Raw genomic sequence first — 22,980 nt, forward strand, 5'->3', positions numbered from 1 at the left:
AGCGGTTTTTTAGTTACTTTTAAATTTTGGACAGTGGATCAATAGTTTACTCCAAACGCAGCGGGCAGAAATAGACTTAAGAAGCGAAGCGTTCGCCTTTATCAACGGATTTTCACCTTTAAAAAAGAGAATCAAAAAATCCGGGGATAACAGCGATCGAAAGGCTATTCTGCCAGCGGAGTAATAAGGAGTAATCATTGTCATGTATAGATGCGCGGAATATGATACGATGAGAGATATTGGAAATGCAAGGAGGATGACATATACAGATGGAAAAAATACGTACACGTGCTGAGGTAAACCCAGAAACCACTTGGGATCTGAGAGACTTGTTTGTAACCGATGTAGAGTGGGAGCAGGAGCTTCGATCACTTCCTCAGGCTGCTGCCCAGATCGCAACGTTCAAAGGACGTCTTGGCGAAGGCGCTGAACAATTGCTGGCTTGTCTGGATGCGCGCGAAGCTTTGCAGGAGCGGATCGCCAAGACGGCTTCTTATGCCCGCTTGAAGCAGTCAGAGGACAGCACCAATCCAGTGAATATTGAGAATTCAGCTAAAGCAGGAGATATCCTATCAAATCTGTCGTCATCCTTGTCTTTTGTCAATTCGGAGATCGTTGATCTGCCGGAGGGGACCGTTGAACGTTACCTTGAAGAACTTCCGGGATTGGAGCCGTATGCGCGCAGTTTGGAGCGTTTGATTCGAGAAAAAGAACATCGGCTCACGCCAGAGACCGAGAAGGTACTTGCCTCACTTGGAGAGGTGCTGGATTCGCCATACCGTATCTATCTGCGCGGTAAACTGGCAGACATGACGTTTGACGATGCTCTTGATGGAGAGGACAATAATCGTCCACTGTCCTGGTCATTCTATGAAAATAATTATGAGATGTCGTCCGATACAAAGCTGCGCCGTTCTGCTTATACTGCATTCAGCTCGACATTAAATGATTACAAAAATACGTTCGCAGAAGGTTATGCAACCGAAGTGAAGAAACAGGTTGTTTTATCCAGGCTGCGTGGTTACGACGATGTTACAGATATGCTTCTCAGCCCACAGCAAGTGAGCAAAGAGATGTACAATAATATTCTGGATATTATCCAGCAGGAACTCGCACCTCATATGCGCAGACTGGCGGCTCTCAAGAAACGTGAGCTGGGTCTGGACAAGCTAATGTTCTGTGATCTGAAGGCGCCGCTTGATCCTGAATTCAGCCCTGCCATTACATATGATGAGGCGTGCACACTCATTCGAGAAGCACTTGATGTGCTTGGGCCGGAGTACGGCGAGATCGTAGAGCGCGCATTCAGTGATCGCTGGGTGGATTACGCAGATAATGCAGGCAAATCCACAGGGGCATTTTGCTCCTCTATATATGGTTCACACTCCTATATCTTAATTTCATGGGCAAACAATATGCGTGGAGCATTTACACTTGCCCATGAAGTGGGGCATGCAGGCCACTTCATGCTTGCGGGACGTTACCAACGGCTAACGAATACACGGCCATCTCTTTATTTCATTGAGGCACCATCGACCATGAATGAAATGCTGCTGGCCGATCATCTATTGAAGCGTTCCGATAATCCGAGAATGCGTCGCTGGGTCATTTTGCAACTGTTGAACACGTATTACCATAACTTCGTTACACATCTGCTGGAAGGTGAATTACAGCGCAGGGTGTATGCACGCGCAACCAATGATGAGCCCATTACGGCGAAGACGTTATGTCAGCTCAAAGGAGACATCCTTTCCGAATTCTGGGGACCTGATCTGGTAATTGATGAAGGGGCCAAGCTGACGTGGATGAGACAGCCTCATTATTATATGGGACTATATCCGTATACCTATGCGGCAGGTCTGACGGCTTCCACCGCGGCTGCACAGCAGATTCGGGAAGAAGGACAGCCTGCGGTAGATCGCTGGCTTGATGCACTCAAAGCTGGTGGAAGTCTCACCCCACAGGAGTTAATGAAGCTTGCGGGTGTGGATATGTCCGGACCTGAGCCGATTCGCTCTGCGGTTGCTTATGTCGGCAGTCTGGTCGACGAACTTGAACGTCTGTATTCCTGATCTGGTTCATATAGTATACGGACAAGGCAGAACGGGTTGTCTGCATGCACCGCCTTCCTTGCGTGGGGGCGGTGCATCTTATTTTGCAAGGGGAAAGGAACGATGATGAATGGCGTTAACGAGCGTGTCCTCATCGATGGGCCAATTAAGCGTGGACGGCTTTGGTGTGTTTGACGACATGAATGGAGTACCAGGTTTTGAAGGCAATCAGGGTGGTTTTTTTTCGGGATTCAATGAGTTTGCTACAATGAGTGCATTTGCTTCGATTTTCATTGGCGGCATATTTCTCATCATTGCGGGAGTTATTGTTTTTGTTATTATTTCAGGCATACGCTCAGGGATGTCAAATAACGCAGCAGCCTTGTTAACCCTGCACTCAACGGTGGTGGCCAAACGAACGGAAGTCTCAGGTGGCAGCGGCGATAGCAGTGCGACGACCCGGTATTATGTTACATTTGAATTCGACAATGGGGAGCGCACTGAACTGATTGTTGGCGGAAACCATTATGGCATGATGGTGGAAAATGATCGAGGGATGCTGACGTATCAGGGGACACGATTCAAGCATTTTGAGAGAGAGGTACAGCCCCAGTCGAGGGTAAGCAAAGGTCAATTTTATACGTAAAAAAAGAACTGCGGCTCCTCCCAGGTGGGAGAGAGTCGTTTTTGGTATACACAAAAGAAAGAAAAACCGAAGGGTATTCAAACGCTTACAATGGTGATATACTCGTAAAATAAAGTAAAACAGTATTAAACAAAAACAAACAAACAAAAAATACAGAATAAAGTACAGGGTTACGGACTGAATCAAGAGATACCGTTTGGAAAATAGGATGGGTTCGAAAGGTTGGTGAAGCGCGGTGAGTGTGCTGGCTTATGATTTGGGCGCTGGTAGCGGGAGAGCGCTACTGGGACATCTGAATGATCGAGGGATCGAAACGAGCGAAATTCATCGGTTCAAGAATGAACCGGTGAAGGTAGGCGAGCGGATGCACTGGGATATTCTGCGATTACATCATGAATTGTTGCAAGGGCTTACTCTTGTAAAACAGCAGGGGGAAAAGCCGGAGAGCCTGGGGATCGATTCCTGGGGCGTTGATTTTGGTTTGCTTGGCAGTAATGGTGAGTTGCTGGGTAACCCGTATCATTACCGTGATACACAGTTTAACGGCATGATGGATCAGGTACGCCAAGAGCTGAGCTCCCAGCGAATCTTCGAACGTACAGGGATTCAGTTTCTTAGCTTTAATACCTTGTATCAATTGGCAACGCTTCAACGCAGCGGTTCCCCGTTACTTCAGGAAGCAGAGCGTTTTCTCATGATTCCGGATTTGCTACGTTATTTCCTGACAGGGGAAGCGGTGAATGAGTTCACGAATGCAACCACAACACAATTATACAATCCATCAGCGGGGCAGTGGGATAGTGAGTTGCTGGCGCATATTCGTATTTCGGAGAAACTGTTTGGTGAAGCCGTGCTGCCAGGTACCCGTGTTGGACAATTGCGAAGCAGTATCTGTAACGATCTGGGATTGTCCCCGATCCCCGTGATCGCTGTTGCGGAGCATGATACGGGTTCAGCCGTTGTGGCTGTTCCTGCAACGGAACGTTCATTTGCTTATCTGAGCTGTGGAACCTGGTCCCTGATGGGTACGGAGATAGATCATCCTGCGATAAGTAGCCAAAGTCTGGCTTTGAACTTCACGAACGAAGGCGGGGCGGGGGGAACATTCCGTCTGCTGAAGAACATCATGGGACTATGGATTTTGCAGGAAAGTATGCGGGAGTGGGATCGTCAGGGGCAGGGAATTAGCTACGATGCGTTGTTGGCGCAGGCGGAACAGGCAGCTCCATTTGCCAGTTTGTTTGATCCGGATGATGAACTGTTCATGCCAGCAGGAGATATGACGACCCGAATACGTCAGTATTGCCGTGATACAGGGCAAGTGGTACCAGAGGATCAGGGGGCTATTGCCCGGGCAATTCTGGAGAGTCTGGCATTGAAGTATAGAAGAGTTCTGGAATGGACGGAGCAATTGTCGGGTCAGACGTTCAACGGATTGCATATGGTCGGTGGAGGCATCCAGAACCGCCTGTTATGTCAGTGGACTGCAAATTCCATTGGCAAGCCGGTATGGGCAGGGCCAGCAGAGGGAAGTGCCATCGGGAATATGGCTGTGCAATGGATGGCAAGCGGAGCTTTTAAGGATATCTGGGAAGCCCGTAAGGCCATTCGTGATTCATTTCCGGTAACTGCGTATGAGCCGCAGGACAGGTCAATCTGGGAAGATGCTTACGGCAGATTTCTGCGTGTGACGGCTTCATCTAATTCACAAGCGGGGAGTGAGGTGTAACATGCTGGCAGCCGAGCGGTATGACCGGATTGTGGAGATGGTGAACGTAAAGGGCAGTATGCGTGTATCCGAGCTTAGTGAGCGCTGCCGGGTGACGGAGGAAACCATCCGGCGGGATCTGGATCGCCTGGAACAGGCAGGACGACTACGCCGATCTCACGGTGGTGCAGTGAGTGTAAAGGAAGATCAACCGGAGATCCCTTACCGGATCAGGGAGACAACCCATGCGGAAGAGAAAAAGCGGATTGCACAAGCGGCTCTGGCGATGATTAATCCGGGTGATCGCATTCTGTTGGATGCCAGCACAACGGCAGGTTACATGGCAGCGAATATGCAGGATTTTCCGCTAACGGTCTTAACCAACTCGATCCAAATCGCCACTGAACTCAGTAGCCGTGACAAGGTTGAGGTCATCTCAACAGGGGGCCAGTTGGCATCGCGCTCGTTGTCTTTTGTTGGGCCACTCGCGGAGCGTTCTCTGGAAACGTATCACGTGGATAAAATGTTCATGTCGTGCAAAGGTGTACATCTCGAAGGTGGCGGAATCAGTGAATCCAATGAACTTCAAGCAAGGCTGAAGCAGAAGATGGTTGGCATATCCGATCAGGTCATCTTACTTGCAGATGCCAGTAAATTTGGTGTCCGTGCTTTTGCCCGAGTATCCGGGTTAAATGCAGTCCATACGATCGTTACCGATCAGCCAATGGAGGCTGAACAGACAGAACGTTTGAGCGGATACGATATTGGTATCATCACGGTTTAATCTTTCAGATTTAATCTATATAAATTGAACTAAACATTTACACGAAACGGAGAGGACAGAAATAACTTGAAGAAGCGAAGCTATAAGCTTTCTGAAAGAAAGCTGCATCGGAAGCATATACTGCGCCTTTATCCCCGGATTTTACCCTTTAAAAAGTAAATTAAAAAATCTGGGGATAACAGCGATCGGAAGGTTATTCTGTCATCGGAGTGTCCAGTGTAAATATTCTTAGTCAATTCATCTACTAAACAGTTAATAGGAGCGTGTAATTATGAAGGTCTCCTTATTCATTACCTGCCTCAGCGATGCCATCTATCCCCGAGTGGGGGGAGCCATGGTCAGATTGCTCGCCGCTCATGGCGTTCGGCTGGATTTTCCGCCGATTCAGACCTGCTGCGGTCAGCCATCCTACAATAGCGGGTACTGGGACGAGACTCGGGTAGCGGCCAAGACAATTCTTGAAGCGTTTGACGATAGTGATTTTGTAGTCTGTCCATCCGGATCGTGTACGTATATGATTCATCATTATCCCGAACTGTTCGCAGATGAACCAGTCTGGCTGGAGAAGGCAAAACGATTGGAAGCCAAAGCTTATGAGTTTACTCAATTCCTTGTTCAGGTACTCGGGATAACCGATCTGGGCGCACATTTTCCGCACAAAGTAACCTATCATCCATCCTGCCACGGCAGCCGTCTGCTGGGTGTGAAGGATGAGCCGATGGCGCTACTGTCCCAAGTAAAAGGTCTGGAATTGGTTCCACTTCCATTTGCTGAGGATTGCTGTGGGTTCGGGGGTACGTTTGCCATTAAAATGTCCGATATTTCAGGAGCGATGGTGACGGAGAAGGTCGATCATGTCAAAGAGACACAAGCCGAAGTGCTGGTTGGGCTGGACATGGCCTGTCTGATGAATATTGCAGGTAATCTGCGTTATCGGAATGAACCGGTGCGTGTGATGCATTTGGCGGAGCTACTGTATGAGGGGGTGCAAACAGGATGAGCCAACCGGGAGTGATGGATACTACGGTCAAAGAACGTGCCGGACTGGCCTTGAATGATGATTTTCTGCGTAAAGCGGTCAAATTTACGACAGAACGATTGCGTAACGGGAAGAAATCTGCCTCAGAAGAACATGGAAATTGGGATGAATGGCGGGAGCGTGGCCGTCAGATTCGTCTGCATACGATTGCGCATCTGGATTATTATCTGAATGAATTTGTGAATAACGCCCGTGCGAACGGGGTTCATATTCATTTTGCAGATACATCGGTGGAAGCAGCGGCGATTGCATTGGATATTGCGGCGCACAAACAAGCTTCTACGGTAGTGAAATCCAAATCGATGGTGTCGGAGGAAGTACATCTGAATCATGTGCTGGAGTCGGCGGGCATTGAAGCCATTGAGACTGATTTGGGTGAATACATTATTCAGCTGGCAGGCGAAGCCCCGTCTCATATTGTCATTCCAGCGATCCATAAGAACCGCTATCAGATTGCAGAGTTGTTATCGAAGGAAGCGGGTGAAATTCTGGAGCCGGACACAACGGTACTTGCCGGATTTGTTCGTAAAAAGCTGCGCGAGAAATTCCTGGAAGCAGATATCGGCATGACCGGCTGCAATTTTGCGATTGCAGAGACAGGTTCCATGGTTTTGTTCGAAAATGAAGGCAATGCCCGTATGGTATCCACTGTTCCGAAAACGCAGATTACACTGATGGGCATGGAGCGGATCATCCCGTCGTGGACGGATCTGGAGGTCATGGCAACCTTGTTGCCACGCTCCGCAACAGGTCAGAAACTAACAATGTACATGTCAGGCATCACAGGTCCTCGCCGTACGGCGGATGCGGATGGGCCAGATGAAATGCACATTATTATCGTGGACAATGGTCGATCACTTCAACTCGGTGATCCTGAATTCCAGGAGTTGCTGAATTGTATTCGCTGTGGTGCTTGTCTGAATGCTTGCCCGGTATATCGTCATATTGGAGGTCATGCCTACGGCGGAACATACAGTGGTCCGATTGGCGCGGTACTGACACCTGCACTCAATGGCAACATTGATGAATGGAACGATATTGCGGGTGCTTCAAGTCTGTGCGGAGCCTGTTATGAAGCATGTCCAGTTAAAATTCCATTGCATGATATGCTCGTTTATCTACGCAGGCGTAAAGTGGAAGACGGACATGGAAACAAAATGGAAAGCATGGGCATGAAGGGATTTGCCGCCGTTGTATCCAATTCCAAACGTTTCAGTGCGGCCATACGTCTGGGACAGATCGGGCAGAAGGCAGTTGTACGCAACAACGGCATTTCACTCAAGCTGGGTCCTCTCAAAGGCTGGAACAATTATCGGGTTGCCCCAAGTCTCGCCAAGAAATCCTTCCGGCAACAATGGAACAAGCTGGATCAGGAACTGAACCAAGAGCAACCGGCCATGGATTCTTCCGTTCGCAGTCGCATGGAGCAGATTATTCGTGAACGAGAAGAAGGGGAGGGTACTAAGCATGGTCACTGAACATCAGCAATGGCTCGCGCAATTGGAGAAGAAGTCCATGGAGAAACAGGAGCAGTTCATGAATGACATTGCTTCGAAATTGAGAAGACCAAGGCAACGACATGCGCCGACCCAACCCTTTCGGGGAGCACCCGACTTTTGGACTGGGCTGGAATGGGATGAAGAGAAGCGTATTCAAGCATTTACAGATAACTTTGTGAGTGTAGGCGCACACATTGCCCGGGTTCAAAACATGGAAGAAGTGTCCCGATTTATTGCCACCAAATCTCATGAGCTGAGTGCCAAATATATCATTCGCCAAAATGAACAGGCGTTACAAGATCTTGGATTGGAAGAGCAGCTTCCGGATGTGCAGATTTCAGTGTGGAATAGTCAGGCGGATGAGAACTGGAAGGCTCGGGCAGCTGAGGCGGATATCGGTGTGGTCATGGCAGATTATGCGACAGCATACACAGGCTCGGTCACTGTACTTTCTTCACCGGAAAAAGGTCGTTCAGTGAGTCTGTTGCCTACGGTACTCATCATCATTATTCCAGTAGATCGACTGTACACCAGACTGGGTGAGACGCTGGATCGATTTGACGAAGCGGGAAGAGAAAACCTTCCAGCAGGCATCCACTTTATTTCAGGGCCAAGCCGATCTTCCGATATTGAAAATGATTTAACCATTGGGGTACACGGACCAGGCATTGTATATGGTTTAATTATGGGTTAACGGTGTGTTGAACGTGATGGCGCATCATGATTTTGATAACTGTCCTAGATGCAGAATTCGTCTGCTGAGGGCAGTTTTTTATTTTGTCTATTATAGTCAGAAACTATTAAGATTATATTAATTATATATTTAACCTATTAATAATAGAGGTGTATAATCCATCTCAAGATAGAATTCATATGAGATACAAAAGAGAAAGAGGAGGATGAATACAGATGAGTATATTTTCTTACCAAGTTCCGTTTATGGGTGGCCACGAAGGTGATTTTTCTGCTTTTAAAGGGAAAGTTCTGCTTATTGTGAATACAGCAAGTCGGTGTAGCTACTCCCGGCAATTCAGTGAACTTCAGCAGATGTATAAGAAATATGGTGAACAGGGGCTGGAGATTCTGGCGTTTCCATGCAACCAGTTTAACGAGAAAGAACCTGGCAGTAGCGTTGAGATTGCCGAGTATTGTAGAAGTCAGTTTCAGATATCCTTTCCGATCCTCGAGAAGGTTGAGGTTGTGGGGCAATCGATGCATCCTTTGTTCCGTTATCTGATTGAAGAAGCGCCGTTTGAAGGCTATGATCTGGACACGAAGGAAGGACAGTGGATGGACACTTTTGTGAAGGAGAAGCATCCAGAACTGTATCAAGGAGACGGGATCAAATGGAATTTCACCAAATTCCTGATTGACCGCAGTGGGAACGTCCATGGCCGTTATGAAACGACAGTTGCTCCATTAGAGATGGAGTCGGCTATTCAGATTCTGTTAAAGAAATTATAAGTATACCTAAATCCCTGTCCTGAGGTCCTATGACTTTGGGACTGTTGAAGATTAGAACTGGAAATGTTAGGGTAAAAGAAGATAACGAAGTCCTCCATTTTTTTTAATCAAAAATGACCAATATACCATTTCGGTCAGTTAGTTCTTTGATGGTTTTATCGTTATCTGGATGAAATATGAAAATGTGCAAAAAATAACTTGAATCTGTTGATCTGAAGAGTAAGTGTAATCGCGTCTGTAAATCAAGTCATTATTTTTAGTTGTAGAACTCTTAACTTGGAAAGAAGGAGTGAGCGTCATGCCACCAATTTCAGTGCCTCAACCAAAAACATTTGGTCCACTGGGCAATTTGCCGCAATTGAACTTTGAAGAACCAGTGCAATCCTTGGTGAAACTGGCTGAAGAATATGGACCGATCTTTCGTATGGAGTACCCTGGGCGAAGTGAATTGTATATTTCCGGTCACGAGCTGGTCGCTGAGGTAACGGATGAATCCAAATTCGACAAACGGGTGTGGGCACCCCTTGCGAAGGTTCGTGCTTTTGCAGGAGATGGACTCTTTACGAGTTGGACCGAAGAACCGAATTGGAAAAAAGCCCACAACGTACTGCTGCCAAGTTTCAGTCAACGTGCGATGCAGGGATATCACAACAAAATGATTGATCTGGCTGTGCAGCTGGTTCAGAAATGGTCACGATTGAATCCGGATGAGACGGTTAACGTTCCGGATGATATGACACGTCTTACGCTTGACACAATTGGCTTGTGTGGGTTCAACTATCGGTTTAACAGCTTCTACCGGGAGGAACCACATCCATTCATTACGAGCATGGTTCGGGCGTTGGATGAATCCATGAGTTCATTGCAGCGACTGCGTCTGCAAGACAAGCTGATGATCACCAAAAAGAAACAGTTTGAACAGGATATCCGTTCGATGTTCTCGTTGGTAGATCACATTATTGCCGAACGCAAAGAGAAACCGCAGGAAGGCGCAGATGATCTGTTGTCCCACATGCTCAGCGGCAAAGACCCGGAGACAGGAGAAACGCTGGATGATGAGAACATCCGTTATCAGATTATTACATTCCTGATCGCTGGACATGAGACCACAAGTGGACTGTTATCCTTCGCTGTTTATTATCTGATGAAGAATCCGGATACGCTGGCTAAAGCCCAAGCTGAGGTGGATCAGATACTGAAAGATCCGGTTCCCACGTACAACCAGGTTCGCAATCTGAAGTACGTTCGTATGGTTTTGAATGAAGCATTGCGGTTATGGCCGACGGCCCCGGCATTTTCTCTGTATGCAAAAGAGGACACCGTACTTGCGGGTCAATATCCTTTGCAAAAAGGAGACAGCGTCAGTGTGCTTATTCCCAAGTTGCATCGTGACCGCGAAGCCTGGGGAGATGACGTAGAGGAATTCCGCCCGGAACGGTTCGAAGATCCGAGCAAAGTGCCGCATGATGCCTATAAACCTTTTGGTAACGGTCAACGGGCCTGTATTGGTCAGCAGTTTGCACTTCAGGAAGCAACACTGGTGCTGGGTATGGTATTGAAGCATTTTGACTTCATAGATCATTCTGATTATCAGTTAAAAGTGAAAGAAACGCTGACGCTCAAACCGGATAACTTCACAATTCGTGTACGTGCGCGTGGCGGGCAGCCAGTCATGTCCGTTCCGGGTGTAGCGGTAGAAGAACCAAAGCCAGTTGCCAAAAGAACGGAGCCGGATGCAGCCAATGCTCACCACACACCGATGCTTGTTCTATACGGTTCCAATCTGGGTACCGCTGAAGGCATTGCGCGTGAAATTGCGGATACCGCCAGATATCAGGGTTTCCGGAGTGAGGTCGCTGCGCTGGATGATCGTGTTGGCAAACTGCCAAAGGAAGGTGCCGTCATTATTGTCAGTGCATCCTATAACGGTCAGCCGCCAAGTAATGCCAAGATGTTTGTCGAGTGGATCGAACATGCAGATGCGAATGAATTCAAAGGTGTGCGTTTCGCCGTTCTTGGATGTGGTGACCACAACTGGGCCAGCACCTATCAGCGTATTCCGCGTTTAATAGATGAACAGTTATCTTCCAGAGGAGCAGAGCGGTTATCACCGCTGGGTGAGTCAGATGCTAGCGGAGATTTCGAGAAACAGGTGGGGGATTGGACAGAGCAATTATGGCCAGATCTCGCACGAACGATGGGACTGAAACTGAACACAAGCTCCAATAGCGAACGCAGTTCACTATCTGTACAGTTTGTCAGTGGGCTCGCCGTAACACCGCTTGCGGATACGTATGATGCCCATGTGGCAGAAGTACTTGAGAACAGGGAGCTTCACGACGCGGGCAGTGAACGAAGCACACGTCACCTGGAGATCAAATTGCCTGAAGGCATAACCTACAAGGAAGGGGATCACCTGGGTATTCTGCCGCAGAACCCACCGGAGCTGGTGGAACGTGTATTGCGTCGTTATGGATTCACGGGAACGGAGCATCTTGTTCTGGATGCATCCGGTCGCAGTGCCGCGCATCTGCCGCTGCATCAACCGGTGAACCTGTATGATCTGCTTAGTCATAGCGTCGAGCTTCAGGAAGCGGCAACTCGTGCGCAACTGAGAGAAATGGCAGCATACACCGTATGTCCACCGCATAAGAAGGAACTTGAAGCGCTGCTAGATGAATCTGTGTATATGGACGAAGTGCGGAACAAACGGATTTCCATGCTGGATTATCTGGTGAAATATGAGGCATGTGAACTGCCGTTTGAGCGTTTCCTTGAATTACTGCCTTCACTGAAAGCCAGATATTATTCGATCTCCAGTTCACCACGTGTTCAACCCGATCAAGCGAGTATTACGGTGAGTGTTGTGCGTGCCCCAGCATGGAGTGGGCAGGGAGAATACAAAGGCATTGCGTCCAACTATCTGGCTAACCTGAAAGCGGGTGACGAGATCGTCATGTTCACGCGGACACCGGAATCGGGTTTCCAACTGCCGGAGGATCCACAGGTTCCCGTCATTATGGTAGGGCCGGGTACGGGTGTTGCTCCATTCCGAGGTTTCTTGCAGGCAAGGCACGTATTGAAGGAACAAGGTCAAGAGGTTGGCGAAGCCCACCTGTACTTTGGATGCCGGAATCCCGAGCATGATTATCTGTACAAAAATGAATTGGAAGCAGCCCAGCAAGAAGGGCTTGTGAAGCTTCATACGGCCTTCTCCCGTGTAGACGGGGAGGAGAAATGTTATGTACAGCATCTGATGAGAGACGATGCTCGTTACCTGATTCCTTTGTTTGAAGAGGGTGCACATCTGTATATCTGCGGTGATGGCAGCAAGATGGCACCTGATGTGGAAGCTACACTCCAGCAGGCATACGCTGATATTCATGGCAAGTCCGCGAAGGAAGCAGAAGATTGGCTTAATCAGCTTCAGCAGGAAGGTCGTTATGCCAAGGATGTATGGACAGGCATCTGATATAGACATGTGAAGGGTCAGCTTGATCCGTAACTGGCTGAGCGGTGAGATACAGAAGCAGTTCTGTTCTCACCGCTTTTTGACATAAAATGATTCTTCAGCAGATAAGTGGTTGCATGGGTTATAATTATATATTGGAAGGGAGCACCCGTATGCAGACATTCGGGAACCATTGTATGGCTTGCGAAAAGAACCAGCTTTACTTCCGCCTACAAGGCCGTTTCAGGTTTTTTCTTCCGGTGGTTGGCCGATAGATTGACTCGACGCTGGAGAGAGGAAATAATATACGGGAAGGGACTCTGCCTTTTCCCTGGAGTTCAAGATAATCCAGTCCCACACCCACAAGTCTGATATTGTTAAATGCATTCCTGGAAGGGAAAGTCGTGCGGATTCCCACTCTCACGCCTCGCCGTGTTCGAGGAATATCGAATACCCGAATGGAATTCAGACTAAGTGGAATGAATAATTGACGGTTTACTTTGATAAACTGCCTTGGATAGACACGACGAATACGTCCCGGTTCCAACCCGGAGAGTGGAGTATTCAGTTCTGCAAGGTGCCCCTGGAGTTCTGCCAGGCGCTGCTGAAGTGTTTTTCCGGTATGGAGATGCTGCCAGCTCATAAGTATTCCTCCGTTCGCCATTTGTACCTAGTATATGAAGGCACGGGGTCGGAAGGTGTACGTTTGATAGCCCATGTTCGCTAAGGCTAACGGGGTTTCTTTTATAATAGAGGAGTGATTCAAATGATCGTAGAAATGTATAAAGACCTCATTAAGGATGAGCGTGGCAATTATTATCTGGCAGTACAGATGGATGGCAATGAGCTTACACTCGTTAATGCATTCGTTGAAGCTGCATTCACGCCTGAACTGATCTACAATGAAGAGTTCCGTGCCAAACATAAAGAGATGGAAGGCGGGTTTGTAGGCAAAATTGCGATGGACCTGCTAAGGCACGATGTGGTCATGGGGATGAAGCAAATCGACCGCAAACTGTTGAACTTGTCGGATGTGGAACAGCATTTCACGGTAAATTATATTGATACGATTGAATTTTATCGTCACCCGGCGTGGAACCGGAAGGTGTAAGGTGAAACTCATCTCCTCTGTAACCAGAGAGAGAATGATTTCCGCAGTGGTAGTCAATTTCTATCTTGTGTCCTTTTGAATAAGAAATAAAGAAATATAAACGCGCAAAAGGGAAAAGCGCAAGTGCAGGGAAGTATACCTCGGCAACTTGCGCTTTTTGCATACAAACAATTAACGATACGTAGGATGGATGATGCCAATATCGCGTTCAGTTTTCAAACTTCCATCAGCGTAACGCTGCATTTCATTTCCTTTGATCTGAATCGGGATACACTCCCCTTGATAGTAAAGCTCCCCCTCGACGGTGCGAACGCTCATTCCAATAACGCCTTCTAGATGTCCGCTATGATCCGTTACAAGCCGAATCCCTGACGGGCCGTCCAGATAAACCTTGCCTTCTAGATATACCGTCATGCGATCAGGCGTGTTGACCAATTCATATCCTACTCCGTTGACTTTTCGGCTATAAGCCGTGTTGCCAGATACGATCTCACCATGATCCATGTCGATGGGGAGCAGTCCGGTAAACCAGAGCTGATTCGATCCAACAGGCATAATTCCGCATAATCGCTCCACATAATCGAGGAGACAGAGGATGGAGGGTGAGTACGTCTCGGTAAAACCTTGTTCTCCGGTCCACGGGCTTAGTACCTGACCAAATCGCTTATCTTTGGATAGAGCGGACAAGATAGGCTGCATTACCCAGGTTAGCTCCACATATCGATGATGATACTCGAATGCGTGTGGCGCCCGAATCAGACTCAGGAAATTGGTTGCCCCTCCCCAGCTGTTATAGGAGGAAAAGGGATCAAATCTGGGATCATCCATTGAAATCGATGTAAACGGGTATTTAGCGAAAAACTTGCTTGTATTCAACAGGTACCGACGCAGCATATTATCGAACAATTCACGGTTGCCCACCTCACAGGCCATTACGCGGAGCAGCACATCGGATTGGACTCTGACCAATTCGTCATTGCGATCCCGATCATAGAAGAACATATCCTGTTCGTCGTAACAATAACGGAAGAGACTTTCCAGGCTGGACTCGGCTTTTGCTTTCCAATCCGTTCCTGATTCCCCCAGCTCCTCAGCTATGCGGGACAGATACATGCGCTGACAATAGATATTGGCGGTCAGATCCGGTGCCAGAAAAGGCAGAATCGGAGAATCCGGATGATAGGCAGAAGCATCATTCATATAAGGTGTATCCGGAACATGCCAGAATCGCGGGGATAAGTCATGTCCGGTGTCAAACGTACTGAAGGCCTCTACACAGCCAGTTCCTCGGGTATCACGGTTGCGTGCAATCCACTCATCGTAACGAACCATAGCCTTATACATCGTGTTCAGGAAAGGCGACTGCTTCCCATGATTGCCATGAAGCTGATAGTGGTTCCATACACTGCGTGCCAGCGGAGTGACCAACTGGATTTGCCGGAAAGAGGGTCCGTTTGCCGTGAGTTTATACGGGAGCAATCCATCTGCTCTTTGCTGCTTGGCAAATGAGAGGTACGTTGTTTCGGACACGGAAGGCAGCAGGCGAGACAGCAGCTGCGCATTGATGGTACCTGTGCTCTCTAACCAACATCCCAGATAGATGCCACCTTCTTGTAAAATAGGGTCGTTGTCTCCCATGGGCAGGATACAAGCAAGCAAATTCTCCACCGCTGCATAATACGTAGCTTCCAGTTGTCCGCCCGATGCCGCAAACCGGATACCCGACGCATGCCATTCTTGTAATAACTGCTGATCTTCCGGTTTAACTGGCTGAACTTGATCCATCATCGAAATGTTGCGCAGCCGATTTAGTATCTCTTCTGTCATATGTTCCTCCTCACAGCGTCTGCTTATTGATTCGATTCAAAGATTCGAACGGTCCCGTTATAGAAGTCCGAGTCAACTTGCGTGCAGATTAATGTTAAAAATATAAAAAAGACTGCGAAATATGCGCAGCCTTTAAATGAAATTATTAATGTAGTGCAGACCTGAGAGACTTAGAAACGAACCAGATTATTGACGTTGACAGGCAAGCCTGTGGCGATGGCGCGATTGGCCGCAATACCCGTCAAAATGGATCTGGCACCGTCCACATGGTTAGCAGCGCGATGATACGGATCTTCAACAGGCTCTCCAAACAGATCATTCAGCAGAACCGGGTCACCTCCGCCATGTCCACCTGCTTTCTCTTCCACTTCAACCTCATATGGCGCATCAAACATTGGAAGAACCCGCAATGTTTTACCGATCAATGCACCTTCCTTACTTTTATCACCCAATGAATTGACATAGGATTGCTCCACAATGTTCATTTCAATCCGGCCTTTGGTGCCATTAATGGCAATGCGGTAACCTTCCCATGGCTGGTAGGCAACGAGGGAGTAGGTCAGAATGGCTTTGTTCCGATACTTCACAAGAACACCCATCGTATCCTCAATGTTGATGCCATCCCCAAATACACTCTGATCCCGCTGATAACCATCTTCTGATTCGGCATCCAGATACATGGACTTCATATGAGCATCCGAATCCAAATGCAGTGCAAAAGGGTCATCCTTTGCGATCGGGTTGCCGGTTGCCCGGTTGTAGAACTGCGTTACACCGCGTTCTTCTGCGTTTTCTCTGCCGTAATACATCAGATCACCAAATGCGAACACGGTATCCGGTTGCGAGCCAATCCAGAAATTCACCAAGTCGAAGTGATGCGTGGATTTGTGAACGAGCAGTCCGCCGCTATTACGCTTGTCCCGATGCCAGCGGCGGAAATAATCCGCGCCATGGCGGGTATTCAGCAACCATTCGAAGTGAACGGAAGTAACTTTCCCGATAGTGTCATTCAAAATAAGTTCCCGAATCTTAGTATGGTGCGGTGCATAACGGTAGTTAAAGGTTACTCTGACGTTCTGGCCAGTCCGCTTGACGGCATCCAGAATCTCCTGACATTTCTCCTCATCGATGGTCATCGGTTTTTCGGTGACAACGTCACAACCCAGTTCCATCGCACGAATGATGTACTTGTGATGGGTGCGGTCAACACTCGTTACGATGACATAGTCAGGCTTCTTGTTTTCAATCATCTGATCAAATTGATCTGCAGTATAGGTGGGTACCTCGGGATAATTGTACTTTTCCTTTAACAGTTGATTCGCGTAGTTCATACGGACTTGATTTATATCGCAAAAGCCGACAAGCTCGGATGTATCCCTGTAATCCCGGGTCAAAGCACCATAAAAAAATTCGGCGCGGCCGCCAGTTCCGACTAATACATAACGTTTCTTGTTACTCATGTCTATCGCCTCCTTGAATATAGCTCTAGACTATAACAAGGGAGTACTTCTTTCGCCGCATTTTATGCGTAACCGCTTTCAAATGCCGCATATTTTGCTATAATTTATGGAAAGGAGAGAGGCCGACATGACAGAACCTTTCAGTGCAGATTTTCATGATCCCACGGATTTACTACATATCGAATATGATCGTCGCATTGGATATTTCTCGATGACGGATGACCACCTGCATGATCATTATGAGTTGTATTACCTGTTGTCTGGCGAGCGTATCTATTTCATTAAGGACCGGACCTACCGGGTAAAGGCTGGTGATCTGGTGTTTGTTGACCGAAATACGGTTCATAAAACATTGGAGAGTGGCATGCCTGACCATGAGCGGATGGTGCTGTATTTGAAGCCTGAGCTTTTTGCAGCCATGGCAATTTCAATGGAGTTAGTTGAAGCCTTGAAGGAGCCCTTCAGCTGGGAGATTCCCATTGTAAGGTTTCCTTCACAGGTCACGGAGGTTCTAGAGCGGATGGTTAGCGAAATGGTGGATGAAATGCTTTGTCCTCAACCTGGAAGCAACCTGCTGCTTCGTCACCGGGCTATTGAATTGTTGCTGCATGCCTATCGTAATCAACACCTGGGCAGGTTAAGCTCCGATGATCGTGAGCCGGTTCTTCATCCCAAGACACAAGCAGTTGTACGTTACCTGAATGAGAACTATCAGAAACCACTGACATTACCGGAGGTGGCGGGCATGTTTCGTATTAGTCCGCATTATCTGAGTCGATTGTTCAAACAAACGACGGGCTTTACCTTCAGTGATTATCTGAACCTGTTACGGGTGAAGGAAGCACAGCGTTTGCTGCGAGAAAGTGAGGAATCCATTACGGATATCGCCTGGCTTGCAGGATTCAGTAACTTCTCTCATTTTGGCAAGATGTTTAAGCGTACCGTTCAAGTATCACCAAGAATCTATAGGCAGGAATACAAGGAATCGGGTTCCGTGAGGACCGTAAATGAGGGAGAGAATGGACGATGATTGAAGCGAGATTAAATGAACTGGGGATCATTTTGCCACAGGCCAGCGCGCCCGCAGCGAAATATGCCAATGCCGTTATAGTTAATGGAATCATGTACGTATCGGGGAAAGGACCGGATACCTCCGAACGTGGCAAACTGGGATCAGACTTCACAACAGAGCAGGGATATGATTTTGCCCGGAACGCTGGACTGGAGGTGCTTGCTGTCGTTCAAGATGTGTTGGGTTCACTGGATCGGGTGAAGAGAGTGGTTAAAGTGCAGGGCTTTATCAATGCGTCCGCTTCATATCAGGAACATCATAAGGTGCTGAATGGGTTCTCGGATCTGATGATGGAGGTATTCGGGGAACAGGGAATCCACGCACGTTCAGTATTCGGTGCAGTATCCGTAAGGGATAATTTGCCGCTGATCATTGATTCTATTTTTCAGGTAGAGGAGTAGGTATAACGATGACAGAATCGTCTTCATTTAATCCGATCATGTTAACGATACCCGAGAGCTTCCATACGGAACGCCTCACGATTCGAGCACCGCAGTGGGGGGATGGCCAGGCCATGAATGAAGCGGTTCGTGAAAGTGTGGAGCAACTGCGGTTGTGGTTGCCTTTTGCCGAGAAAATCCCTTCATTGGAAGAGTCTGAAGTGACTGTTCGCAAAGCAAGGCTTAAATATCTTGAGCGTACCGACATGATGTTACATTTGCGTGATAGACATACGGATGAATTCGTAGGCAGCAGCGGGTTACATCGCATCGACTGGAATGCACGCTGTTTTGAGATCGGTTACTGGATTCGCACATCGCGAGCTGGTGAGGGGTTGATGACAGAAGCGGTGAGAGGCATTGAGCAATTTGCCATTACTCATCTGGAGGCGAATCGGCTGGAGATCCGCTGTGATGCCCGCAATGTGCGAAGTGCCAAAGTAGCCGAACGAGCGGGTTATACGCTGGAAGGTATACTGCGCAAGATGCGGCGGAACAGTACAGGTACGCTGGTTGATTGTATGGTTTTCTCCAAAGTCAGAGGCAGTGAGTTCCATTAAAGGGAGGATAGATATGGAGCGAATTGGTCAGGGAAGAACTGCGGAAATCTATGCGTATTCGAACGAGCACATTATGAAGTTATATCGAATGGATTTTCCACTCGAAGCAGTTCAAAATGAATTTAGAATAAGTGAGTTGGCATACAAAAAAGGACTCCCCGTCCCACAGGCAGTATCCTTGATGGAACATACTACATCGCGAGCAGGGATTGTTTTTGAACGACTTCAGGGGACTACCCTGTTAACACTTATCATTCAGCAACCGGAGTTGCTGGAGCAGCTGGCGATTAAAATGGCTGACTGCCATTACAGACTTCATTGTGAGCGAGATGATGAAGGGACACTTCCCTTACAGAAGCAGATTTTATCGCGAGCGATTCGCAATGTTCGATTATTGTCGGAGGACGATCAAGCGCGAGTCCTTTCTTACTTAACAACATTGCCTGATCAACAGCAGATCTGTCATGGCGATTTTCACCCTGATAATGTTATGCTCAGTGAGGCCGGCGATCAATACTGGGTCATCGATTGGATGACTGGTATGTCCGGTGATCCTGCGGGTGATGTGGCTCGAAGCTGGGTAATATTAATGAGCGGCACATTACCGGAAGATACAGATCCTGCTATACGAATGGGTTTTGAAACGGCTCGTGAATCGCTGGTCCAATATTACATCCATCATTATATGCAACTTTCCGGGATTACACGTGAAGCAATAGAGTCCTGGATGCTGCCAGTTGCTGCCGCTCGTCTTGACGAGGATTTGCCCGCTCAAGAGGTGGAACAGCTGCTCAAGTTTGTTCAGGATCGAATTCGTCGGTTATAAAAGTTGAATTACATATTATTTACACTAACACTACGATGACAGAATAACCTTTCAATCGCTGTTATCCCCAGATTTTTTTGATTCCCTTTTCCGAAGGGGAAAATCCGGGGATAAAGGCGAGCGCTTCGCTTTTTCAGGTTTTTTCTGTCCTCTCCGTTATCGTGTTAATAATTAGTTCAACTTTTATAGACGAATCCAATGATTTTATATATATAAGGGTAGAGAAAGAGGGGACTTATTCATGCTGCATTCATTAAAGGCCATACAATTATACAAGTCAGGAAACACGCCGGAAGACCAGCAGCAATGGCTGCAACTGCTGGCAGCAGCGGAGAAGCCCCATATTAACCTCGAACGCATTCATTCCATTGCCGAACTTGAGGGAACAAATCCAGTACTGGATTACACCGAGCGTACACTTCACGTACTGGAGGAGCTTCAGGTTTCTTTTTGGGTGCGAGAAATTCTGGAGGACGTATTAATCTGGTCAGAGACGGCGAAGGCCGGATCTCGGGAGCAGCGGCGGGTATGGCAAAAGCAGGGCGTTAACCTGTTTGTACATAATGTGGGGTCCGCTCAGTTATATGATCTATACGCAGGGGCAGAGCACCTGGATAATGACATCGGTAAGACCAAGGAGACGAGTATATATCAACCTGCTTCTCCGAGTGGTGCTCAAAGTAACAATGCGGATATAAGCGAGCATGATGCGCTGAATACACATACTCCAAGGCATGAGATTATACGTACTCTAGTTGCTACACATGGACTTATTGGTCAATACATACGCGGTGAGATTCCATTTGCCGAGAATGCTCCGCTTCACGCCTTGATCGTCAAAGGATGGCTTACTACAGATGAACTGCACACCATACTGATGGCATTAAATGAATGCATTATTGCTGGCGTTGATCCAGCGTTATGGGTTCAGGTTCAGGCTGAGGTACAGCGAATTGTAGGCTGGATTATCGCTGGACCGGATCATGAGGACTGGAGCGTGAAGGAACGGTTATCCCGCTTAAGAAGTTCATCCATTCGGCAGGGAGAAGCTATGGATAAGGCTTACGCCAAGCTCCAAACGGAACTGGATGTAGAACAGGCGCTGGCTCCGCTGGCTCATCGTACTCTGTGGTATGTGGAGTCTGCCATGCAGGATTTTTCGTTGCAGGAGATGGTAAAAGTGTTCCTGTTGACACTTCACAGCGAGAGCATGCATCCAACATCCATGGAGAGTCGATCTGAAATCGTTCGCCATATCAGCTTCGAACCATTGATGAATACGATGTATTACGACTACAAAGGCGTCAAGAAGCTCAATATTTACAAGAAACGAATGATTGAAAAATATTTGGAACAGTATACATGGGAACAGATTACGGCAGGGGAGCAGATCGTCTATCCCCATCTAACCCATCGCATTGAACGTCATACGGATCTGCCCGATACACTGTTTGTGACCTTCGAATTTTCCCCAGCGGCTGAGAAGCTGATTGCATTCTGTATTGAAGCGGAAAAGTCACCATTATACGAGAAGGCTGTACTGCTGTTATTTGACCTGTTCGGATTACGCCGGGATGCGTATGATCGTTTCCACAACGAAGAGACGTATTTGTCCGATATGAACAGCTCCGGTGATTACAAAAAAGTACTGCTCGACTATATCGTTGGTAACCGAGTACTTGATATCGGTCCAGGTGGAGGAATTCTGCTGGATCTGATTGAGCAGGAAAAACCTGAAGTGGAGCCGATAGGTATCGATATCTCAGCCAATGTCATTGAAGCGCTGGAACGCAAAAAACAACGTGAGGGACATCGCTGGCAAGTGATGAAGGGCGATGCCCTGCAACTGGAGCAATATGTGCAGCCGGGCACTGTGGATACGGTTATTTTTTCATCCATTCTGCATGAACTATATTCATATATTGAACTGGACGGTCGAAGATTTAATTCTGATACGGTTGTAGCAGCGCTGAGAAGTTCATTCCGTGTGCTGTCACCTGGAGGAAGAATTCTGATTCGGGATGGCATCATGAGTGAGCCGGAGGCACAGAAGCGCCGGATTCGTTTTCTGGAACCGGATGGGATGCGCTGGCTGGAGCGGTATGCAGAGGATTTTCAGGGACGTGCAATTCAATATGAGCGGGTCTCAGACAATGAGGTCGTATTGCCGATCAACGATGCAATGGAGTTTCTCTACACCTATACGTGGGGCGAAGAGGCATACGTCCATGAAATTCAGGAGCAGTTCGGTATATTCACGCCAACAGCCTATGAGAACTGTATTCGAGAAGCGCTGGGTGAACAAGCCGACATTATTACGTTACGACATTTCCTTCAGGAGGGTTACACGGAAGCACTTGGAGAACGAATGATCTTCATGAAGGAAAATGGTGAGCCTGCGCCTTTGCCAGACAGTACCTGCCTGATTGTCATTGAGAAGAAAAAAGGGTTGGCGGATGAATGATGAGTGAGGCCAGTACGTTTTTGTATTTTGTCAGACATGCGGAGTCTCGATATGTTGAAGGACAGGAACGCGAGCGTGGACTGACAGAGCAAGGTCATCAAGATGCGGGAACGGTTGCCAGTCTGCTCCATGGGGAGCAGATTCAACTGTTTTATTCTAGCCCCTACAGGCGAGCGGTAGATACGATTCAGATTCTGGCAGATTGGTCAGATGGAATTGTGGTGACAGAGGAAGATTTGCGTGAACGCCAGTTGTCGAGTTCAGATGTGAAGCATGCTAATTTTCGTGAAGCCAAGCAGCAGTTGTACCGTGATCCTACGTATGCGTATTCAGGTGGGGAGTCTGGTGCACAGGCTCGCTCAAGGGCAGTAGCGGTAATCGAGAAAATTTTGGATAAACATGTGGGTCACAAGGTAGTCATCGGAACCCATGGAGATGTAATGACACTTATTTTACAACACTATGATTCTTCCTACGGGTATGACTTTTGGGAAAGTACTACGATGCCGGATATTTTTAAGTTGCGGTTTGATGGAACGCGCAAGTTGGTCCAGGTCACCCGATTGTGGGAGTGACAG

19 protein-coding genes are annotated in these 22,980 nt (G+C 47.8%); 16 read left to right on the forward strand and 3 right to left on the reverse strand.

Annotated features, from left to right (window positions below):
• The first annotated feature begins 269 nt into the window (after positions 1-269).
• From pepF to V6669_RS12710, 9 genes are all read left to right on the forward strand, one after another.
• Positions 270-2,072: an oligoendopeptidase F gene (gene pepF / locus V6669_RS12670; protein WP_338594109.1), complete on the forward strand. Its 1,803-nt coding sequence runs from the start codon at positions 270-272 to the stop codon at positions 2,070-2,072.
• 109 nt (positions 2,073-2,181) lie between these two features.
• Positions 2,182-2,697, forward strand: coding sequence for a DUF2500 domain-containing protein (locus V6669_RS12675; RefSeq protein WP_338594111.1), 516 nt, complete (start codon positions 2,182-2,184; stop codon positions 2,695-2,697).
• Between the two features lie 235 nt (positions 2,698-2,932).
• Complete coding sequence (locus tag V6669_RS12680; RefSeq protein ID WP_338594112.1) at positions 2,933-4,426, forward strand: rhamnulokinase family protein; 1,494 nt, start codon at positions 2,933-2,935, stop codon at positions 4,424-4,426.
• A gap of 1 nt (position 4,427) precedes the next feature.
• The gene (locus V6669_RS12685; protein WP_338594113.1) at positions 4,428-5,189 is read left to right on the forward strand and encodes a DeoR/GlpR family DNA-binding transcription regulator; all 762 of its coding nucleotides are present in this window, start codon (positions 4,428-4,430) and stop codon (positions 5,187-5,189) included.
• A 271-nt stretch (positions 5,190-5,460) separates the two neighbouring features.
• Complete coding sequence (locus tag V6669_RS12690) at positions 5,461-6,189, forward strand: (Fe-S)-binding protein (protein ID WP_338594114.1); 729 nt, start codon at positions 5,461-5,463, stop codon at positions 6,187-6,189.
• A complete protein-coding gene (locus V6669_RS12695) occupies positions 6,186-7,706 on the forward strand; it encodes a LutB/LldF family L-lactate oxidation iron-sulfur protein (protein ID WP_338594116.1) in 1,521 nt (506 codons plus the stop codon). The genes V6669_RS12690 and V6669_RS12695 overlap by 4 nt, the downstream gene beginning before the upstream one ends.
• Positions 7,696-8,421 carry an LUD domain-containing protein gene (locus V6669_RS12700; RefSeq protein WP_133384452.1) on the forward strand — a complete coding sequence of 242 codons (726 nt, stop codon included), beginning with the start codon at positions 7,696-7,698 and terminating at the stop codon, positions 8,419-8,421. The genes V6669_RS12695 and V6669_RS12700 overlap by 11 nt, the downstream gene beginning before the upstream one ends.
• A 215-nt stretch (positions 8,422-8,636) precedes the next feature.
• Positions 8,637-9,191, forward strand: a complete 555-nt coding sequence (locus V6669_RS12705) for a glutathione peroxidase (RefSeq protein ID WP_338594118.1) — start codon at positions 8,637-8,639, stop codon at positions 9,189-9,191.
• A 298-nt stretch (positions 9,192-9,489) separates the two neighbouring features.
• Positions 9,490-12,663, forward strand: coding sequence for a bifunctional cytochrome P450/NADPH--P450 reductase (locus V6669_RS12710; protein ID WP_338594119.1), 3,174 nt, complete (start codon positions 9,490-9,492; stop codon positions 12,661-12,663).
• 199 nt (positions 12,664-12,862) lie between these two features.
• Here V6669_RS12710 and V6669_RS12715 read toward each other — a convergent pair whose 3' ends face one another.
• A complete protein-coding gene (locus V6669_RS12715) occupies positions 12,863-13,285 on the reverse strand; it encodes a hypothetical protein (RefSeq protein WP_036608832.1) in 423 nt (140 codons plus the stop codon).
• Between the two features lie 123 nt (positions 13,286-13,408).
• Between V6669_RS12715 and V6669_RS12720 the strand changes: the two genes are divergently transcribed.
• Positions 13,409-13,753, forward strand: a complete 345-nt coding sequence (locus V6669_RS12720; protein ID WP_074094737.1) for a hypothetical protein — start codon at positions 13,409-13,411, stop codon at positions 13,751-13,753.
• A gap of 171 nt (positions 13,754-13,924) precedes the next feature.
• Here V6669_RS12720 and V6669_RS12725 read toward each other — a convergent pair whose 3' ends face one another.
• Together V6669_RS12725 and V6669_RS12730 are read right to left on the reverse strand one after the other, a co-directional pair.
• Positions 13,925-15,580, reverse strand: coding sequence for a hypothetical protein (locus tag V6669_RS12725; RefSeq protein WP_338594121.1), 1,656 nt, complete (start codon positions 15,578-15,580; stop codon positions 13,925-13,927).
• Between the two features lie 170 nt (positions 15,581-15,750).
• Positions 15,751-17,040: a Gfo/Idh/MocA family oxidoreductase gene (locus tag V6669_RS12730; RefSeq protein WP_338594122.1), complete on the reverse strand. Its 1,290-nt coding sequence runs from the start codon at positions 17,038-17,040 to the stop codon at positions 15,751-15,753.
• Positions 17,041-17,167: 127 nt separating this feature from the next.
• Between V6669_RS12730 and V6669_RS12735 the strand changes: the two genes are divergently transcribed.
• The 6 genes from V6669_RS12735 to V6669_RS12760 all read left to right on the forward strand — a co-directional run bounded on the left by V6669_RS12735 (position 17,168) and on the right by V6669_RS12760 (position 22,977).
• Positions 17,168-18,070, forward strand: coding sequence for an AraC family transcriptional regulator (locus V6669_RS12735; RefSeq protein WP_338594125.1), 903 nt, complete (start codon positions 17,168-17,170; stop codon positions 18,068-18,070).
• A complete protein-coding gene (locus V6669_RS12740) occupies positions 18,067-18,513 on the forward strand; it encodes a RidA family protein (protein WP_338594126.1) in 447 nt (148 codons plus the stop codon). The genes V6669_RS12735 and V6669_RS12740 overlap by 4 nt, the downstream gene beginning before the upstream one ends.
• 8 nt (positions 18,514-18,521) lie before the next feature.
• Entirely contained in the window at positions 18,522-19,112 is a 591-nt protein-coding gene (locus V6669_RS12745) for a GNAT family N-acetyltransferase (RefSeq protein WP_338594127.1), read from the forward strand.
• A 13-nt stretch (positions 19,113-19,125) separates the two neighbouring features.
• Positions 19,126-19,938 (forward strand): aminoglycoside phosphotransferase family protein, encoded by an 813-nt coding sequence (locus V6669_RS12750; protein WP_338594128.1) that lies wholly within the window; start codon positions 19,126-19,128, stop codon positions 19,936-19,938.
• Between the two features lie 241 nt (positions 19,939-20,179).
• On the forward strand, positions 20,180-22,402 hold the full coding sequence (locus V6669_RS12755) for a class I SAM-dependent methyltransferase (RefSeq protein ID WP_338594129.1): 2,223 nt from the start codon (positions 20,180-20,182) through the stop codon (positions 22,400-22,402).
• Positions 22,399-22,977: a histidine phosphatase family protein gene (locus V6669_RS12760; protein WP_338594131.1), complete on the forward strand. Its 579-nt coding sequence runs from the start codon at positions 22,399-22,401 to the stop codon at positions 22,975-22,977. Before V6669_RS12755 ends, V6669_RS12760 begins: the two co-directional genes overlap by 4 nt.
• Positions 22,978-22,980: the final 3 nt, after the last annotated feature.

It is taken from the genome of Paenibacillus sp. Y5S-9 (assembly GCF_036894235.1).
GTDB lineage: Bacteria > Bacillota > Bacilli > Paenibacillales > Paenibacillaceae > Paenibacillus.

Bases quoted from the DNA above. Each gene is read 5' to 3' on its own strand.
- pepF (WP_338594109.1), top strand. From the start codon at position 270: ATGGAAAAAATACGTACACGTGCTGAGGTAAACCCAGAAACCACTTGG.
- V6669_RS12675 (WP_338594111.1), top strand. From the start codon at position 2,182: ATGGCGTTAACGAGCGTGTCCTCATCGATGGGCCAATTAAGCGTGGAC.
- V6669_RS12685 (WP_338594113.1), top strand. From the start codon at position 4,428: ATGCTGGCAGCCGAGCGGTATGACCGGATTGTGGAGATGGTGAACGTA.
- V6669_RS12690 (WP_338594114.1), top strand. From the start codon at position 5,461: ATGAAGGTCTCCTTATTCATTACCTGCCTCAGCGATGCCATCTATCCC.
- V6669_RS12695 (WP_338594116.1), top strand. From the start codon at position 6,186: ATGAGCCAACCGGGAGTGATGGATACTACGGTCAAAGAACGTGCCGGA.
- V6669_RS12700 (WP_133384452.1), top strand. From the start codon at position 7,696: ATGGTCACTGAACATCAGCAATGGCTCGCGCAATTGGAGAAGAAGTCC.
- V6669_RS12705 (WP_338594118.1), top strand. From the start codon at position 8,637: ATGAGTATATTTTCTTACCAAGTTCCGTTTATGGGTGGCCACGAAGGT.
- V6669_RS12710 (WP_338594119.1), top strand. From the start codon at position 9,490: ATGCCACCAATTTCAGTGCCTCAACCAAAAACATTTGGTCCACTGGGC.
- V6669_RS12715 (WP_036608832.1), bottom strand. From the start codon at position 13,285: ATGAGCTGGCAGCATCTCCATACCGGAAAAACACTTCAGCAGCGCCTG.
- V6669_RS12720 (WP_074094737.1), top strand. From the start codon at position 13,409: ATGATCGTAGAAATGTATAAAGACCTCATTAAGGATGAGCGTGGCAAT.
- V6669_RS12725 (WP_338594121.1), bottom strand. From the start codon at position 15,580: ATGACAGAAGAGATACTAAATCGGCTGCGCAACATTTCGATGATGGAT.
- V6669_RS12730 (WP_338594122.1), bottom strand. From the start codon at position 17,040: ATGAGTAACAAGAAACGTTATGTATTAGTCGGAACTGGCGGCCGCGCC.
- V6669_RS12735 (WP_338594125.1), top strand. From the start codon at position 17,168: ATGACAGAACCTTTCAGTGCAGATTTTCATGATCCCACGGATTTACTA.
- V6669_RS12740 (WP_338594126.1), top strand. From the start codon at position 18,067: ATGATTGAAGCGAGATTAAATGAACTGGGGATCATTTTGCCACAGGCC.
- V6669_RS12745 (WP_338594127.1), top strand. From the start codon at position 18,522: ATGACAGAATCGTCTTCATTTAATCCGATCATGTTAACGATACCCGAG.
- V6669_RS12750 (WP_338594128.1), top strand. From the start codon at position 19,126: ATGGAGCGAATTGGTCAGGGAAGAACTGCGGAAATCTATGCGTATTCG.
- V6669_RS12755 (WP_338594129.1), top strand. From the start codon at position 20,180: ATGCTGCATTCATTAAAGGCCATACAATTATACAAGTCAGGAAACACG.
- V6669_RS12760 (WP_338594131.1), top strand. From the start codon at position 22,399: ATGATGAGTGAGGCCAGTACGTTTTTGTATTTTGTCAGACATGCGGAG.